The following is a 16,846-nucleotide window of genomic DNA, read 5'->3' on the forward strand; positions in this document are numbered from 1 at the left end:
TGGCGCGCCCGGGAGGATTCGAACCTCCGACCCCCTGATTCGTAGTCAGGTACTCTATCCAGCTGAGCTACGGGCGCAATGTGCGGTGTTGTCACGGTGACCGCCATCACCTGCTGCGCTTGATCACTTGCCGCGCAATTGAAGCTGGCGCGCCCGGGAGGATTCGAACCTCCGACCCCCTGATTCGTAGTCAGGTACTCTATCCAGCTGAGCTACGGGCGCTGATGCTTCACGGTATCGCTGTGGCGGAGAGGGAGGGATTCGAACCCTCGAAGAGGCTATAAACCCCTTACTCCCTTAGCAGGGGAGCGCCTTCAGCCACTCGGCCACCTCTCCCTAACGACACGGCGCATATCTTACCGTTTCCGAAGGAGTTTGTCCAGCACCCCCGCGGCTTTTTTGTTCACGCCCCTGGCCGTTACTCCTCGTGACCAGTGCCTTCCTCATCGCTCTTCTCGCGTTGGATGCGCTGGTAGATCTCCTCGCGATGGACTGCCACATCCTTCGGTGCGTTCACGCCGATGCGGACCTGGTTGCCTTTCACGCCCAGCACCGTCACGGTGATGTCGTCACCTATCATCAGGGTCTCGCCGACACGGCGGGTCAGGATGAGCATGGCTGATCTCCTTCTCAGACTTGTTCTCTGGCGGGCAACGGGATGTTGGCCTGCGGTACCACGCCGCCCCAGTATGTGGCAGAACGTCCTCCGTGACCAACACGGCGGCCCATGAAACACGGGCCGCCCGTTGAAGGGAAACACCGCCGCGGGACGCGACGGGCTTCCCTACCAGCGTAGAAGGTAATCTGCCGCCACGGGTCGGCTTATTCTTCGCTCTCGATATCGGCCTTGTCGAGGCCGAAGGCCTTGTGCAGGGCGCGCACGGCCAGTTCCATCTGCTTCTCGTCGATCACCACCGAGATCTTGATCTCGGAAGTGGAGACCATGCGGATGTTGATGTTCTCTTCGGAGAGAACGCGGAACATCTTGGAGGCCACGCCGGCGTGGGAGCGCATGCCCACACCCACCAGCGAGACCTTGGCGATGTTGTCGTCGCCCTTGACCTCGCCCTCGCCCAGGTCGGGCAACACCTGCTCGTTGAGGATCTTGAGGGTCTGCTTGTAGTCGCCCTTGGCCACGGTGAAGGTGAAGTCGGTGTAGTCGCCGGCCGGCGCCACGTTCTGCACGATCATGTCGACTTCGATGTTGGCGTCGGCGATGGGCCCGAGGATGCGCGATGCCACGCCCGGCACGTCGGGGGTATTGAGCAGGGTCAGCTTGGCCTCGTTGGCGGTGAAGGCGATACCGGAGATCAGCGGTTCTTCCATGGAGTCCTCGTCTTGGTCGGAGTCTGCAACGATCAGGGTGCCGGGGCCGTCCTCGAAGCTGGACAGCACGCGCAGCGGAACATTGTACTTGCCGGCGAATTCGACGGCGCGAATCTGCAGCACCTTGGAGCCCAGGCTGGCCAGCTCCAGCATCTCCTCGACGGTGATGCTCTCGAGGCGCCGGGCCCTTGAGACGACTCGCGGATCGGTGGTGTAGACGCCATCGACGTCGGTGTAGATCTGGCACTCGTCGGCCTTGAGTGCCGCGGCCAGTGCCACGCCGGTGGTGTCGGAGCCGCCGCGGCCCAGGGTGGTGATGTTGCCCTCCTCGTCCACGCCCTGGAAGCCCGCGACCACCACCACCTGGCCATCGTCCAGGTCGGACTGCAGCTCATCTGTCTCGATGCGCTGGATACGTGCCTTGGTGTGGGCGCTGTCGGTATGAATGCCCACCTGGGAGCCGGTATAGGAGGTCGCCGGAACGCCGATCTTCTGCAGCGCCATGGCCAGCAGCGAGATGGTCACCTGCTCACCGGTGGAGACCAGCATGTCCATCTCGCGCGGCGTCGGCTCATCGTTGATCTCGTTGGCCATGCCGATCAGTCGATTGGTCTCGCCGCTCATGGCGGAGACCACGACGACGACCTGGTGGCCGTCGTCGCGGAAGCCTTTGACCTTCTCGGCCACGGCCTTGATGCGCTCCACGGAGCCCACCGAGGTGCCGCCGAATTTCTGTACGTATAGTGCCATCGGTGATGTTTCCCCTCGTATGTCGGGCAGCCATGCCCGGATGAGTGAAAGGTGACTCTCTACAAGCAGGGCCGGCGCCTCGCGGCTACCGGCCCTGTCGAAACCTACTTCAGGCGCTCCTCGACCCAGGCGGCAACGCCCTCCAGGGCGGCCGGCAGGGCCGCCACGTCGCTGCCACCGGCCTGGGCCATATCGGCCCGGCCGCCACCCTTGCCGCCGACCCGGCCGGCCACGTGATTGACCAGCTCGCCGGCCTTGACGCGCGCCGTGAGATCGTCGGTGACACCGGCGATCAGGCTCACCTTGCCGGCGGCCTCATCGCCCACGCCCAGCACGATGATGCCGGAGCCGAGCTTGTTCTTGAGCTGGTCGAGCATGCCGCGCAGCTCCTTGCCGGAGACCCCCTCGAGAGACCTGGCCAGCACCTTGATCCCCTGGATCTCGCGGGCCTCGGCGACCAGGTCGCTGCCGGCGGCGCTGGCCAGCTTGGCCTTGAGGCGCTCGAGCTCCTTCTCCAGGCCGCGGTTGCGCTCCACCAGCGACTCCACGCGCTCCTCGACCTGCTCGGGCTTGGCCTTGAGGCGTTCGCCGATGCGATTGAGGCGGGCCTCCTGCTCATGAAACCAGGCCAGCGCCCCCTCGCCGGTGATCGCCTCGATGCGGCGCACGCCGGAGGCGATGCCCTGCTCGCTGACGATATGAAAGCAACCGATATCGCCGCTGCGCGCCACGTGGGTGCCGCCACACAGTTCGATGGAGAAGTCCTCGGCGCCGATGGTCAGCACCCGCACGCTGTCGGCGTACTTGGCCTCGAACAGCGCGGCCGCTCCCTTGGCCTTGGCCTGATCGAGGGACATCTGCTCGATGCGGGTCGGCGCGTTGGCCAGTATCTGCTCATTGACCAGGCGCTCCACCTCGGCGAGTTGGTCGGCGCTCATCGGCTCGAAATGGCTGAAGTCGAAACGCAGGCGCTCCGGGGTCACCAGCGAACCCTTCTGGGCCACGTGGTCGCCCAGCACCAGACGCAGCGCCTTGTGCATCAGGTGGGTGGCGGAGTGGTTGCGCACCGTGGCGGCACGCAGGCCGGCGTCCACCTCGGGGCGCACCGTGTCGCCCGCAGCCAGCTCGCCCTCGAGCAGCACGCCGTGGTGCAGATGGTGGCCACCCTGCTTCTGGGTGTCCTCGACCAGGAAGCGGCCACCGCCGTCGAGATGCAGGTAGCCGGTATCGCCCACCTGGCCGCCGGACTCGCCGTAGAAGGGGGTGCGATCCAGCACCACCACCGCCTTATGCTCCGGAGCCAGCCGCGCCAGGGGCTTGCCCTCGCGGTCGGCCAGGGCGGTGACGCTGGCGCGATCCGCGAGGCGCTCGTAGCCGGTGAAGGTGGTCTCTCCTTCCAGCTCCAGTGCGGCGCCGTAGTCGGCGCCGAACTGGCTGGCGGCGCGGGCGCGCTCGCGCTGGGCCTCGAGCGCGCGCTCGAAGCCGACCTCGTCCAGGGTGACGCCGCGCTCGCGGCAGACGTCGGCGGTCAGGTCGAAGGGGAAGCCATAGGTGTCGTAGAGCTTGAAGACCGTCTCGCCGGGCAACACCTCGCCGTCGAGGCCGGCCAGGGCCTCCTCGAGCAGGCCCATGCCGTGCTCCAGGGTGCGGGCGAACTGCTCCTCCTCCTTGAGCAGCACGCGCTCGATCTGGTGGCGCGCCTCACGCAGCTCGGGATAGGCGTCGCCCATCTCGGCGTCCAGCGCCCCCACCAGCTTGTGGAAGAAGTTGCCCTGGGCGCCCAGCTTGTGGCCGTGGCGGATGGCGCGACGGATGATCCGGCGCAGCACATAGCCGCGCCCCTCGTTGGAGGGCAGCACGCCGTCGGCGACCAGGAAGGCGCAGGAGCGGATATGGTCGGCGATCACCCGCAGCGAGGGCGCGCGGGTATCGGCATGGCCGGTATGGCGCGCCGCGGCCTCGAGCAGGTTCTGGAAGAGGTCGATCTCGTAGTTGGAGTGCACGCCCTGCATCACCGCGGCGATGCGCTCCAGCCCCATGCCGGTATCGATGGAGGGCTTGGGAAGCGGATGCATGGTGCCCTCGGCGTCACGGTCGAACTGCATGAACACCAGGTTCCAGATCTCGATGTAGCGGTCGCCGTCCTCCTCGGGGCTGCCGGGGGGGCCGCCCCACACCTCCGGGCCATGGTCGAAGAAGATCTCGGAGCTCGGCCCGCAGGGGCCGGTATCGCCCATCTGCCAGAAGTTGTCCTCGTCGAGCTTCGAGAAGCGCTCGGGGTCGACGCCGATCTCCTCCTTCCAGATGCGCTCGGCCTCGTCATCGCTGACGTGGACCGTGACCCACAACTTCTCCTTCGGCAGCCCCAGGGTCTCGGTCAGGAAGCGCCAGGCGAAGCGGATGGCATCACCCTTGAAATAGTCGCCGAAGCTGAAGTTGCCCAGCATCTCGAAGAAGGTGTGGTGTCGCGCGGTATAGCCGACATTGTCGAGGTCATTGTGCTTGCCACCGGCGCGCACGCAACGCTGGGAGGAAGTGGCACGCACATAGGGGCGCGGGTCGCGGCCCAGGAAGACGTCCTTGAAGGGCACCATGCCCGCGTTGGTGAACAGCAGGGTCGGGTCGTTGCCGGGAACCAGGGAACTGGAGGGCACGACGGTATGGCCGTGCGCCTCGAAGTAACTCAGAAAGGCCTGTCTGATGTCTGCGCTTTTCATGGGGTATCCGTGGCGATGAACGGGGTGACCCGGCGGGCGACGCTGGCGCGAGGCGGGCACCACGACGCGCGTTCTCCAGGCGCATCACGGCGCCGCGGGGTGCCACCCGGGGCGTTCGCAAAGGGAGACATTATAGCGCAGTTGTCAAGGGACTGAAGAGGGGGGGGGCTTGCCCCCCAGCGCCCCTTGGTTTCGGGAACTACGCTAGCCTTGGGGACGAAACCGAACTACGGCTCGTCGGAGAGATCATCCCAGGCGTGGGCCAGGGCATGGCGCACCTGGTCGAAATCGAAGCCTCGGCTTGCCAGGAAGCGTTCACGACGGGCGCGTTCGCGGGGGGTGTCGCCGGGCCCCGTGAAGCGCCGCGCGAGCGCCGCGCAGGCCAGGGCGAACCAGTCGGCCTCGCCGGCCTGCTCGCTCGCGATGAAGGCATCATGGACCTCATCACGGCCGAGGCCGCGCCGCTCCATCTCCAGGCGGATCTTCACCGGCCCCTGGCCGCGGAAGATCCGCGAGCGCAGGAAGCCCTCGGCGAAGCGGGCGTCGGACTGCAGACCCCGCTCGGCGAGGCCGTCGAGACACTCGGCGACGCTGTCGGCCGCATGCCCCTTCGCCGCCAGGCGCTCGGCCAGCTCGGCGCGAGAGTACTCGCGCCGGGCCAGCAGGCGGATGGCATCATCACGGGGCGTGGCCTCACTCGGGGTCCGCTCGCGCATGGCTTACAGCAGGTCGTCGTCCTGCTCGCCGCCGGCCGGCAGGGCGGCCTCCTCGGCCGCCTCCTTCTTCGGCTCCACCGCGGCGAGCAGCTGGGCGCGAATCTGGCTCTCAATCTCCTCCATCACCGCCGGGTTGTCCTCGAGGAACTGGGCGGCGTTGGCCTTGCCCTGGCCGATCTTGTTGCCCTGATAGCTGTACCAGGCGCCCGCCTTGTCGACCAGCTTGCACTGCACGCCCAGGTCGACCACCTCGCCGGCGTGGTAGATCCCCTTGCCGTAGAGGATCTGGAACTCGGCCTGGCGGAACGGCGGCGCGACCTTGTTCTTGACCACCTTGACGCGGGTCTCGTTGCCGGTCACCTCGTCACCCTGCTTGACCGAACCGGTGCGGCGGATGTCGAGGCGCACGCTGGAGTAGAACTTGAGCGCATTGCCGCCGGTGGTGGTCTCGGGGCTGCCGAACATCACGCCGATCTTCATGCGGATCTGGTTGATGAAGACCACCATGCAGTTGGCGTTCTTGATGTTGCCGGTGATCTTGCGCAGGGCCTGGGACATCAGGCGCGCCTGCAGGCCGACGTGGGAGTCGCCCATCTCGCCCTCGATCTCGGCCCGCGGGGTCAGCGCCGCCACCGAGTCGATGATGATCACGTCGACGCCGCCGGAGCGCACCAGCATGTCGCAGATCTCCAGGGCCTGCTCGCCGGTGTCGGGCTGGGAGACCAGCAAGTCGTCCAGGTTGACGCCCAGCTTCTCGGCATAGCTCGGGTCCAGGGCATGCTCGGCGTCGATGAAGGCACAGGTCTTGCCCTGCTTCTGGGCCTGGGCGATCACCGACAGGGTCAGGGTGGTCTTGCCCGACGACTCCGGGCCAAAGATCTCGACCACCCGGCCCAGCGGCAGGCCACCGATGCCCAGCGCGATATCCAGGCCCAGCGAGCCGGTGGAGACCGAGGGCATCACCACCCGCGGGGCGTCACCCAGGCGCATCACGGTGCCCTTGCCGAACTGGCGGTCGATCTGGGAAAGGGCGGCTTCCAGCGCCTTGGAACGGTTGTCTTCCTGAGCCATCACGGGCCTCCTCAATCTGGGTCTCTGGGTACTGTATGACTGAACAGTAGTATGGAGAAAAATGGCGCACTCGGCCAGTACTGATTCGCTCGCGGCTGCTCCGGCGTCACCCCCGCTCCAGGCGCCGCACCAGCCCTACCAGCGCCTCGCGCACCGCCTGCTCGCGCACCGCACGGCGATCGCCGGGATAGTGATGACACCCAGCCTCGGCGTGGTCGGCGTCACCCCAGGCCAGCCACACGGTACCCACCGGCTTGTCGGCGCTGCCACCGCCGGGGCCAGCCACGCCGCTGATCGCCACGCCGAGGTCGGCCCCGCTGTCGCGGCAAGCGCCGGTCACCATCGCCTCCACCGCCTCGCGGCTTACCGCGCCATGCGCGTCGAGCAACGCATTGTCGACGCCCAGCAGGCGCGTCTTGGCGGCGTTGGAGTAGGTGATGTAGCCGGTCTCGAAGTAGTCGGAGCTGCCGGCCACCGAGGTGATGGCGCTGGCCACCCCGCCACCGGTGCAGGACTCGGCGCAGGTGATGGTCACCCCCTTTTCTCGACACAGGCGACCCAGGCGCTCGGCCAGGGTGGCCAGGTCGAGGTTGGCGAGGCTCGTGGCAGAGTGGGACATGGTGAAGACTCCTGCACGGTGGATCGAAGGCATGCCTGACGAGACAAGGCCATCTGCGTAGAATACTGCCTTTGCCGAGGGGATGCAGGCGCAGCTGCTTCGCGTGCGCCTCTGACGACCGCTCAACGAGACCAGGAGCCCAGAGATCGCCATGTCCCAGGCCAGCGCCCAGCATACGCCGATGATGGCCCAGTACCTGAAGATCAAGCGCGAGCACCCGGAGGTGCTGCTCTTCTATCGCATGGGCGACTTCTACGAACTCTTCTTCGACGACGCCAGGCGTGCCGCGGCGCTGCTCGACATCACCCTGACCCAGCGCGGTCAGTCCGCCGGCAAGCCGATCCCCATGGCCGGCGTGCCCTACCACAGCGCGGAAGGGTATCTCGCCCGCCTGGTGGCCGCCGGCGAATCGGTGGCGATCTGCGAACAGATCGGTGACCCCGCCGCCAGCAAGGGCCCGGTCGAGCGACGCGTGGTGCGCATCGTCACACCCGGCACCCTCTACGACGAGGCACTGCTCGACGCCCGCCGCGACAACCTGCTGGTGGCCGTGCATGCCGCCGGTGAGCGCATCGGCCTGGCCTGGCTGGAACTCTCCAGCGGGCGTTTCAGCGTGCTGGAGGTGGAGGGCGAAGGCGAGATGCTCGCCGAGCTCCAGCGACTCGACCCGGCCGAACTGCTGGTGGCCGAGAGCCTCGCCCTGCCGCCGACACTGGAGGGACGCCGCGGACTGCGCCGCCAGGGCGACTGGCTGTTCGACCCGGAAAGCGCCACCCGTCTGCTGTGCGACCAGTTCGGCGTCGCCGACCTGCGCGGTTTCGGCTGCGCCCACCTCGAGGCCGCCATCACCGCCGCCGGGGTGCTGGTGGAGTACGCCCGGGACACCCAGCGCTCGCGCCTGCCCCACGTCACCGCCATCGGCGTTGAGAGCCGCGACGACGCCGTGGTCATCGACGCCGCCAGCCGTCGCAACCTGGAGATCGACACCAACCTGGGCGGCAGCGGCGACAACACCCTGGCCAGCGTGCTCGACACCACCGCCACCGCCATGGGCTCACGGCTGCTCAAGCGCTGGCTCAACCGCCCGCTGCGCGACCGCGAGCGCGTCCAGGCGCGCCAGGCCGCCGTGACACTGCTGCTGGAGGCGGACGGCTTCGAGGCGTTGCGCGACTCGCTCAAGGCGATCGGCGACGTGGAGCGCATCCTGGCCCGCGTCGCCCTCTACAGCGCCCGGCCCCGGGACCTGGCCCGGCTGCGCGACGCCTTCAACGCCCTGCCCGATCTCGAGGCCCGGCTCGCCGACTATCCCGAGGGCTCCGCCCTGGACGAGCTCAGGCGCCATATCCGCCCCTACCCCGAACTCGCCGACACCCTCAACCGCGCCCTGGTGGAGAATCCACCGGTGGTGATCCGCGACGGCGGGGTACTCGCCGAGGGCTTCGATGCCGAACTCGACGAGCACCGCGGCCTGGCCGAGCACGCCGGCGACTACCTGGTCAGGCTGGAGACCCGGGAGCGCGAGCGCACCGGCCTGCCCGGCCTCAAGGTGGGCTACAACCGTGTCCACGGCTACTACATCGAGATCCCCCGCGCCCAAGCCAGGGACGCCCCGGCCGACTACGTGCGCCGCCAGACCCTGAAGAACGCCGAGCGCTTCATCATCCCCGAGCTCAAGGAGTTCGAGGACAAGGCGCTGTCGGCGAAGTCCCGCGCCCTGGCCCGGGAGAAGCTGCTCTACGAGGGCCTGCTCGACACCCTGAACACCGAGCTCGACGCCCTCCAGGATAGCGCCCGGGCGCTTTCCGCTCTGGACGTGCTGTGCGCCTTCGCCGAGCGCGCCCGGGCGCTGGAGTTCGTGCGTCCGCGGCTGGCCGAGGCCCCGGGCATCGCCATCCAGGGCGGCCGCCACCCGGTGGTGGAGCGGGTCTCCGACACCCCCTTCGTGCCCAACGACCTGATGATGGGCGATGACCGCCGCATGCTGGTGATCACCGGCCCCAACATGGGCGGCAAGTCCACTTACATGCGCCAGGCCGCGCTGATCGTGCTGCTCGCCCACACCGGCAGCTTCGTGCCCGCGGATACGGCGGAGATCGGCCCGGTGGACCGCATCTTCACCCGCATCGGCTCCTCGGACGACCTCGCCGGCGGGCGTTCCACCTTCATGGTGGAGATGACCGAGACCGCCAGCATCCTGCACAACGCCAGCGACGAAAGCCTGGTGCTGATGGACGAGATCGGCCGCGGCACCAGCACCTTCGATGGCCTGTCGCTGGCCTGGGCCAGCGCCGAGCACCTGACCCGCACCCGCGCCTTCACGCTGTTCGCCACCCACTACTTCGAGATGACGGCCCTGCCCGAGCAGGCCGAGGGGGTGGCCAACGTTCACCTCACCGCGGCGGAGCACAGGGATGGCATCGTCTTCATGCACCGGGTGGAAGAAGGCCCGGCCAGCCAGAGCTATGGCCTGCAGGTGGCCCAGCTCGCCGGCGTGCCCCAGGGAGTGATCGCCCGGGCCCGGGAGAAGCTCGCCCAGTTGGAGCAGCAGGAGGTCGACCAGGGCAGCCGCCCGGCGAGCGCCGATGGCGGCGCCGCGGCGGCACCGCTGCAGAACGACCTCTTCGCCAGCGCGCCTCACCCTCTGGTGGAAGAGCTCGGCGGCCTCGCCCTGGACGAGCTGACCCCGCGCCAGGCGCTGGAGCTGCTCTATCGTTGGCGGGAAACTCTGTAAGAGGCAAGCAGGGCTAACGCATTTAGCCATGCTGCGCTAGCGAAAGGCGCCGGGGACAGGTCGAAGAGGAGGTCCTATGCCTATGCCAGGGATGGCATCGGTAGCGCCCAAGGAGGGGTTCACAGCGCCCCATCGACGGTCCGGCGCCCCGGGGCCTGTCGCCGGGAAAGCCTTGAGCGGTACATCCATATGCAATAGCCGGCCCCTCGCTTGCGGCGGCCTGGCGGCGGCGACTAGAATGGACGAATATCCGGACTTCTTAGAATAAGAGACCTGGTTTTTATTACCTTTTACTATTCACAGCGGCCGCGGCCCCAGGCGCGCCCGGCCACGAGGGAGGGAAGAGCGGTATGACATTCGTCGTCACCGAGAACTGCATCAAGTGCAAGTACACCGACTGTGTCGAGGTGTGTCCGGTGGACTGCTTCTACGAGGGGCCCAACTTCCTGGTGATCCATCCCGACGAGTGCATCGACTGTGCCCTGTGCGAGCCGGAGTGCCCCGCCGAGGCGATCTTCTCGGAGGATGAGCTACCCGATGGCCAGGAGCCGTTCATCGAGATCAACGCCGAGTTGGCCGAGGTGTGGCCCAATATCAGCGAGAAGAAGGACCCGCTGCCCGACGCCGAGGAGTGGGACGGCAAGCCGGGCAAACTCGAGCAGCTGGAGCGCTGAGCCCGCTTCACCGCTGCCACGGGCCCACCAACGACAGCGCCGACCGTCTCACGACGGTCGGCGCTGTCGCTTCTGCCCTACCACCGGGCAGAAGAAAGGAGAACACCCTACAGCGAAAAAAGGCGGCCCAGGGGCCGCCAGCTCCAAGCGATTCCATGGGCGGCTCCTTCCACCCGGACTCCCGTGATGACCTCCCTGCCCGGAAGCGGCCTCCTGCCGCACCTGGCGCATCACTGCATCCCGTTGCATCCTGCCGGAGGCACTGCTCCATGCCCCCTCGTCCCGCTTCGCATTCTGGCAGAGCCTGGCGTAGGCACAAGCACCCTGTGCGCCGCCGTCAGCGTCGACAGGCTCTCCTTCCGGGCGCCGCCCTTTCAGGAATAATGCTTCTATTTCAAACAGATAAAAATAAGGCCGGCACCATATGGTGCCGGCCTTTGCGCCGAGATGACGACAATATCTCCGCCCTTTTGTCGGCGATCTCCTACACGAGGTTACTGCCCCTTGATGGCAGCAAGGCCGGGGTAGGCCACGTCGCCACCCAGCTCATCCTCGATCACCAGCAGGCGGTTGTACTTGGCCACGCGATCGGAGCGACACAGCGAGCCGGTCTTGATCTGCCCCGCACAGGTGCCCACGGCCAGGTCGGCGATGGTGGTGTCCTCGGTCTCGCCGGAACGGTGGGAGATCACCGCGGTGAAGCCGGCATCCTGGGCCATGCGGATGGCGTCCAGGGTCTCGGAGAGCGAGCCGATCTGATTGAACTTGATCAGGATGGAGTTGCCGATCTGCTCGTCGATGCCGCGCTTGAGGATCTTCGTATTGGTGACGAAGAGGTCATCGCCCACCAGCTGCACGCGGTCGCCCAGCTTGTCGGTCAGCGCCTTCCAGCCGTCCCAGTCGGACTCGTCCATGCCATCCTCGATGGAGACGATGGGGTAGTCATCGCACAGGCCGGCCAGGTAGTCGGCGAAGCCCGCGGCGTCATACTGCTTGCCCTCGCCGGCGAGATCGTACTGGCCATCCTTGAAGAACTCGGAGGAGGCGCAGTCCAGCGCCAGGGTCACGTCGCGGCCGAGCGCGTAACCGGCGTCTTCCACCGCCTGCTTGATCACCGCCAGCGCCTCGGCGTTGGAGGCCAGGTTGGGAGCGAAGCCGCCCTCGTCGCCCACCGAGGTGGAGAGCCCCTTCGCGGAGAGCACCTTCTTCAGGGCGTGGAAGATCTCGGCACCCATGCGCAGGCCTTCGCGGAAGTTGGGCGCGCCCACCGGCTGGACCATGAACTCCTGGATGTCGACGTTGTTGTCGGCATGCTCGCCGCCGTTGAGGATGTTCATCATCGGCACCGGCATGCTGTACCGGCCCGGCTGGCCATAGAGCTCGGCGACATGCGCGTAGAGCGGCACGCCCTTGGCGTTGGCCGCGGCCTTGGCGGCGGCCAGCGACACCGCCAGGATGGCGTTGGCGCCAAGCTTGGCCTTGTTGTCGGTGCCATCGAGGGCCAGCATGGCATCGTCGAGACCGCGCTGGTCGCGGGCATCCATGCCGACGAGGGTGTCGCGGATGGCGCCATTGACGGCCGCCACCGCCTTCAGCACGCCCTTGCCCAGGTAGCGCGCCTTGTCACCGTCGCGCAGCTCGAGCGCCTCGCGGGAGCCGGTAGAGGCACCGCTGGGGGCACAGGCCACGCCCACGGCACCGCTCTCCAGGCGCACTTCGGCCTGGACGGTGGGGTTGCCGCGGGAATCGAGTACCTCGAGGGCACGGAGTTCGACGATCTTGGTCATGCGGGTCATCCTCAGTCGTGTCAGCGTTGCAGTGTCATTGAATCTCGAGCGGTGCGAAGCCCTTGACCAGGTCATCGAGGGCTTTGAGCTGGGCCAGGAAGGGCTCGAGGCGATCCAGCGGCAGGGCGCAGGGCCCATCGCACTTGGCGTTGTCGGGGTCGGGATGGGCCTCCAGGAAGAGCCCCGCCAGCCCCACGGCAACACCGGCCCGGGCCAGCTCCGCCACCTGGGCGCGGCGGCCGTCGGCGCTGTCGGCGCGCCCCCCGGGGCGCTGCAGCGAGTGGGTCACGTCGAAGAACACCGGCAGGCCGCCCTGCTTCATCTCGCCGAAGCCGAGCATGTCGACCACCAGGTTGTTGTAGCCGAAGCTTGAGCCCCGCTCGCAGAGGATCACCCGGTCGTTGCCGGCCTCCTCGCACTTGCGCACGATATGGCGCATCTCGTGGGGCGCCAGGAACTGCGGCTTCTTGATGTTGATCACCGCGCCGGTCCTGGCCATGGCGACCACGAGGTCGGTCTGGCGGGCCAGGAAGGCCGGCAGCTGGATGACGTCGGCCACCTCGGCCACCGGCTCGGCCTGCCAGGGCTCGTGGACATCGGTGATGATCGGCACGCCGAAGCGCGCCTTCACCTCGGCCAGGATCTCGAGCCCCTTCTCCAGGCCCGGGCCGCGGAAGGAGTGGATGGAGCTGCGGTTGGCCTTGTCGAAGCTGGCCTTGAACACATAGGGCATGCCGAGCCTGCCGGTGACCTCGACGTAGGCCTCGGCGACCTCCAGGGCCAGCTCGCGGGACTCCAGCACGTTCATGCCGCCGAACAGCATCAGCGGCAACGAATTGCCGGCCTTCAGGCCGGCAATCTCGAGGGTTCTCTCGGGTGCGCTCATCCGCTTCACTCCTGGTGAGTGGACTGGGCGCGAGTGCGCGCCGCCTTGTGCTCCAGCGCCGCGTTGACGAAGCCGGTGAACAGCGGATGGCCATCGCGGGGCGTGGAGGTGAACTCCGGGTGGAACTGGCAGGCCACGTACCAGGGATGGTCGGGCAGCTCGACCACCTCCACCAGGGAGTTGTCGACGCTCTTGCCGGAGACCACCAGGCCGGCCTGCTCGAGCTCGCCGACGAACTGCTCGTTGACCTCGAAGCGGTGGCGGTGGCGCTCGACGATCTCGTCGGCCCCGTAGGCCTCGCGGGCCTTGCTGCCGGCCTTGAGCTGGCACACCTGGCCGCCCAGGCGCATGGTGCCGCCGAGATCCGAGGCCGCATCGCGCAGCTCGATCTTGCCCTCGGGGCTCAACCACTCGGTGATCAGGCCGACTACCGGGTGCTGGGTATCGTGGGTGAACTCGGTGGAGTCGGCATCCGCCCAGCCGGCCACATTGCGGGCGAACTCGATCACCGCCACCTGCATGCCGAGACAGATGCCGAGGTATGGAATACCGCTCTCGCGGGCGAAGCGTGCGGTGGCGATCTTGCCCTCCACGCCACGCTCGCCGAAGCCGCCGGGCACCAGGATGGCGTCCTTGCCGGCCAGGCGCTCGGTACCGTGGCGCTCGATGTCCTCGGAGTCGATGTAGTCGACGTTGACCTTCACCCGGGTCTGGATGCCGGCGTGGATCAGCGCCTCGTTGAGCGACTTGTAGGCGTCGAGCAGCTCCATGTACTTGCCGACCATGGCGATATTGATCGACTTGAGCGGGTTGAGCTTGGCATCCAGGACGTGCACCCACTCGCCGAGGTCGGCCTCGTCGGCCGTCAGGCGCAGCTTGTCGCAGACGATCTCGTCCAGGCCCTGCTCGTGAAGCATCAGCGGGATACGATAGATGGTATCGGCATCCTGCAGCGGGATGACCGCGCGCTCCTCGACGTTGGTGAACAGGGCGATCTTGCGCCGCTCGCTCTCCTCCAGCTCCACCTCGCTGCGGCAGATCAGGATATCCGGCTGGATGCCGATGGAGCGCAGCTCCTTGACGCTGTGCTGGGTCGGCTTGGTCTTGGTCTCGCCGGCGGTCTTGATGTAGGGCACCAGGGTCAGGTGCATGAAGATCGCTCGGCTGGCGCCCAGCTCGCTCCTGATCTGGCGGATCGACTCCAGGAAGGGCAGCGACTCGATATCGCCCACGGTGCCGCCGATCTCCACCAGCGCCACGTCGAAGCCTTCGCCGCCCTCGTAGACGCGACGCTTGATCTCGTCGGTGATATGCGGAATCACCTGCACGGTGCCGCCCAGGTAGTCGCCGCGGCGCTCCTTGCGCAGCACGTGCTCGTAGACCCGGCCGGTGGTGAAGTTGTTGCCCTGGGTCATCTTGGTGCGAATGAAGCGCTCGTAGTGGCCCAGGTCGAGGTCGGTCTCGGCGCCATCCTCGGTGACGAATACCTCGCCATGCTGGAAGGGGCTCATGGTGCCCGGATCCACGTTGATGTACGGGTCGAGCTTGAGCATGGTGACCTTGAGGCCACGCGCCTCGAGAATCGCCGCCAGCGAGGCCGACGCGATGCCCTTGCCGAGAGAGGACACAACGCCGCCGGTCACGAAGATATATCGTGTCATGAGGAACCTGTCGAAGCGTGATCGGTAGGCCCGGCAGGAAGCCGCGCCCGGATGGGACGACAGAATAGCAGAGGGCGACCTTTGTCTCAATTTCAGCGCCAAGCGGCCAAGCAGTATGGAGACTACGCTGCATGCACCCGGCAAGCGGTGCTGACGAGACTAGCGGCGCCGGGGGCAGGTCGTAGAGGGGGTCCTACGCCAGGGGTGAGAAGCACTGCTTCGAACGGGCTGGCCATGGATGGCCAGCACCGGACCTGCAAGCGTAGCGGGACGCGAGAGCGAAGCAGGGCGTCGGTAGCGCCCAGGGAGGGGTTCACAGCGCCCCCTCGTAGACCTGCCCCCGGGAAAGCCGCGGGGCCAAAGCCGCCGAAACCGGCGGCTTCGGACCGTCGAGGCCTTACACCCCCAGGTAGTCCAGGATGCCCTCGGCGGCCTGGCGGCCCTCGTAGATGGCGGTGACCACCAGGTCGGAGCCGCGCACCATGTCGCCTCCGGCGAAGATCTTCTCGTGACTGGTCTGGAAGGCGAACTCGCTCTGTTCCACGGCCTTGACCCGGTCGCGCTCGTCGACCTCGACCCCCGCCGTCGAGAACCACTCGGGCGGGTCCGGCTGGAAGCCGAAAGCGACGACCACGGCATCGGCGGGAATCACCTCCTCGGAGCCCGGCACCACCTCGGGGCGGCGGCGACCGTTCTCGTCGGGCTCGCCCATGCGGGTGCGCACCACCTTCACGCCCTCGACCTTGCCCTCACCGACAACCGCCACCGGCTGGCGATTGAACAGGAACTCGACGCCCTCCTCGCGGGCGTTGGCGACCTCCTTGCGCGAGCCGGGCATGTTCTCCTCGTCGCGGCGATAGGCGCAGGTGACGCTGGTGGCACCCTGGCGGACCGAGGTGCGGTTGCAGTCCATGGCGGTATCGCCGCCACCCAGCACCACCACCCGCTGGCCCTTGAAGGAGATGTACTCGGCGGGGTCCTTCTCGAAGCCCAGGCAGTGGTTGACGTTGGCGATCAGGAAGTCGAGGGCCTTGTAGACCCCGGGCAGGTTCTCGCCGGGGAAGCCCCCCTCCATGTACTTGTAGGTGCCCATGCCCAGGAACACCGCGTCGTACTCCTCGAGCAGGGTGTCGAAGGCGATGTCGCGGCCGATCTCCACGCCCAGGCGGAACTCCACCCCCATCTCCTCGAACACCGCGCGGCGGCGCTCCATGACGTTCTTCTCGAGCTTGAACTCGGGGATGCCGAAGGTCAGCAGGCCGCCGATCTCCGGGTTGCGGTCGAACACCACCGGTTTGACGCCGTTGCGCACCAGGATGTCGGCACAGCCAAGGCCCGCCGGGCCAGCGCCGATCACCGCCACCCGCTTGTCGGTCAAGCTCACCTGGGACAGGTCCGGGCGCCAGCCCATGGCGAAGGCGGTGTCGGTGATGTACTTCTCCACCGAGCCGATGGTGACGGCACCGAAGCCGTCGTTGAGGGTGCAGGCCCCCTCGCAGAGGCGGTCCTGGGGGCAGACCCGTCCGCACACCTCGGGCAGCGAGTTGGTCTTGTGGCACAGCTCCACCGCCTCGAGGATATTGCCCTCGCTGACCAGCTGCAGCCAGTTGGGGATGTAGTTGTGCACCGGGCACTTCCACTCGCAGTAGGGGTTGCCGCAGTGCAGGCAGCGATGCGACTGGCTGGCCGCCTCCTGGGGCTTGAAGGGCTCGTAGATCTCGGCGAACTCCCGCGAGCGGATGCGGGCGTCCCTCTTGTCGGGGTCCTGGCGACCCACGTCGATAAACTGGAAGTCGTTGCTCAGACGGTTAGCCATGTTCTCTCTCCTGGAAGTCCTGTTGGCCTGGGCCCCGGCACTGCCGGGGCGCTTCACCTGTTGCCGGGCTCGCTTGCGCCGGCTGACGTCGC

At 67.3% G+C, this 16,846-nt stretch carries 12 protein-coding genes and 3 tRNA genes; 2 read left to right on the forward strand and 13 right to left on the reverse strand.

Features of this window, described 5'->3' with window-relative positions; translation table 11 throughout:
* From RAN53_RS11520 to RAN53_RS11560, 9 genes are all read right to left on the reverse strand, one after another.
* Nucleotides 1-77 (reverse strand) — tRNA-Arg (locus tag RAN53_RS11520).
* 68 nt (nt 78-145) lie between these two features.
* A tRNA-Arg gene (locus tag RAN53_RS11525) sits at nt 146-222 on the reverse strand.
* A 21-nt stretch (nt 223-243) separates the two neighbouring features.
* A tRNA-Ser gene (locus tag RAN53_RS11530) sits at nt 244-336 on the reverse strand.
* Nucleotides 337-418: 82 nt separating this feature from the next.
* Nucleotides 419-616, reverse strand: a complete 198-nt coding sequence (gene csrA, locus RAN53_RS11535) for a carbon storage regulator CsrA (RefSeq protein ID WP_305796962.1) — start codon at nt 614-616, stop codon at nt 419-421.
* A gap of 206 nt (nt 617-822) precedes the next feature.
* Entirely contained in the window at nt 823-2,076 is a 1,254-nt protein-coding gene (locus RAN53_RS11540) for an aspartate kinase (protein ID WP_305796963.1), read from the reverse strand.
* Nucleotides 2,077-2,180: 104 nt separating this feature from the next.
* Entirely contained in the window at nt 2,181-4,793 is a 2,613-nt protein-coding gene (gene alaS, locus RAN53_RS11545) for an alanine--tRNA ligase (protein ID WP_305796964.1), read from the reverse strand.
* A gap of 227 nt (nt 4,794-5,020) precedes the next feature.
* A complete protein-coding gene (locus tag RAN53_RS11550; RefSeq protein ID WP_305796965.1) occupies nt 5,021-5,509 on the reverse strand; it encodes a regulatory protein RecX in 489 nt (162 codons plus the stop codon).
* 3 nt (nt 5,510-5,512) lie between these two features.
* Complete coding sequence (gene recA / locus RAN53_RS11555; RefSeq protein ID WP_305796966.1) at nt 5,513-6,580, reverse strand: recombinase RecA; 1,068 nt, start codon at nt 6,578-6,580, stop codon at nt 5,513-5,515.
* Between the two features lie 106 nt (nt 6,581-6,686).
* Nucleotides 6,687-7,199 (reverse strand): CinA family protein, encoded by a 513-nt coding sequence (locus RAN53_RS11560; protein ID WP_305796967.1) that lies wholly within the window; start codon nt 7,197-7,199, stop codon nt 6,687-6,689.
* Between the two features lie 151 nt (nt 7,200-7,350).
* On the opposite strand from RAN53_RS11560, the gene mutS reads away from it, so the two are divergent.
* Together mutS and fdxA are read left to right on the forward strand one after the other, a co-directional pair.
* Nucleotides 7,351-9,930, forward strand: a complete 2,580-nt coding sequence (mutS, locus tag RAN53_RS11565; protein WP_305796968.1) for a DNA mismatch repair protein MutS — start codon at nt 7,351-7,353, stop codon at nt 9,928-9,930.
* 350 nt (nt 9,931-10,280) lie between these two features.
* Nucleotides 10,281-10,604, forward strand: a complete 324-nt coding sequence (fdxA, locus tag RAN53_RS11570) for a ferredoxin FdxA (RefSeq protein WP_023007499.1) — start codon at nt 10,281-10,283, stop codon at nt 10,602-10,604.
* A gap of 494 nt (nt 10,605-11,098) precedes the next feature.
* Here the strand turns inward: fdxA and eno are convergent, their stop codons facing one another.
* From eno to RAN53_RS11590, 4 genes are all read right to left on the reverse strand, one after another.
* The gene (gene eno, locus RAN53_RS11575; protein WP_305796969.1) at nt 11,099-12,391 is read right to left on the reverse strand and encodes a phosphopyruvate hydratase; all 1,293 of its coding nucleotides are present in this window, start codon (nt 12,389-12,391) and stop codon (nt 11,099-11,101) included.
* A gap of 34 nt (nt 12,392-12,425) precedes the next feature.
* Nucleotides 12,426-13,277 (reverse strand): 3-deoxy-8-phosphooctulonate synthase, encoded by an 852-nt coding sequence (gene kdsA / locus RAN53_RS11580; RefSeq protein ID WP_305796970.1) that lies wholly within the window; start codon nt 13,275-13,277, stop codon nt 12,426-12,428.
* Between the two features lie 5 nt (nt 13,278-13,282).
* Nucleotides 13,283-14,938: a CTP synthase gene (locus tag RAN53_RS11585; protein ID WP_305796971.1), complete on the reverse strand. Its 1,656-nt coding sequence runs from the start codon at nt 14,936-14,938 to the stop codon at nt 13,283-13,285.
* A 397-nt stretch (nt 14,939-15,335) separates the two neighbouring features.
* Entirely contained in the window at nt 15,336-16,754 is a 1,419-nt protein-coding gene (locus tag RAN53_RS11590) for an FAD-dependent oxidoreductase (protein ID WP_305796972.1), read from the reverse strand.
* Between the last annotated feature and the right edge of the window lie 92 nt (nt 16,755-16,846).

Origin of the sequence: Halomonas sp. SSL-5, assembly GCF_030708455.1 — a bacterium.
GTDB lineage: Bacteria > Pseudomonadota > Gammaproteobacteria > Pseudomonadales > Halomonadaceae > Halomonas.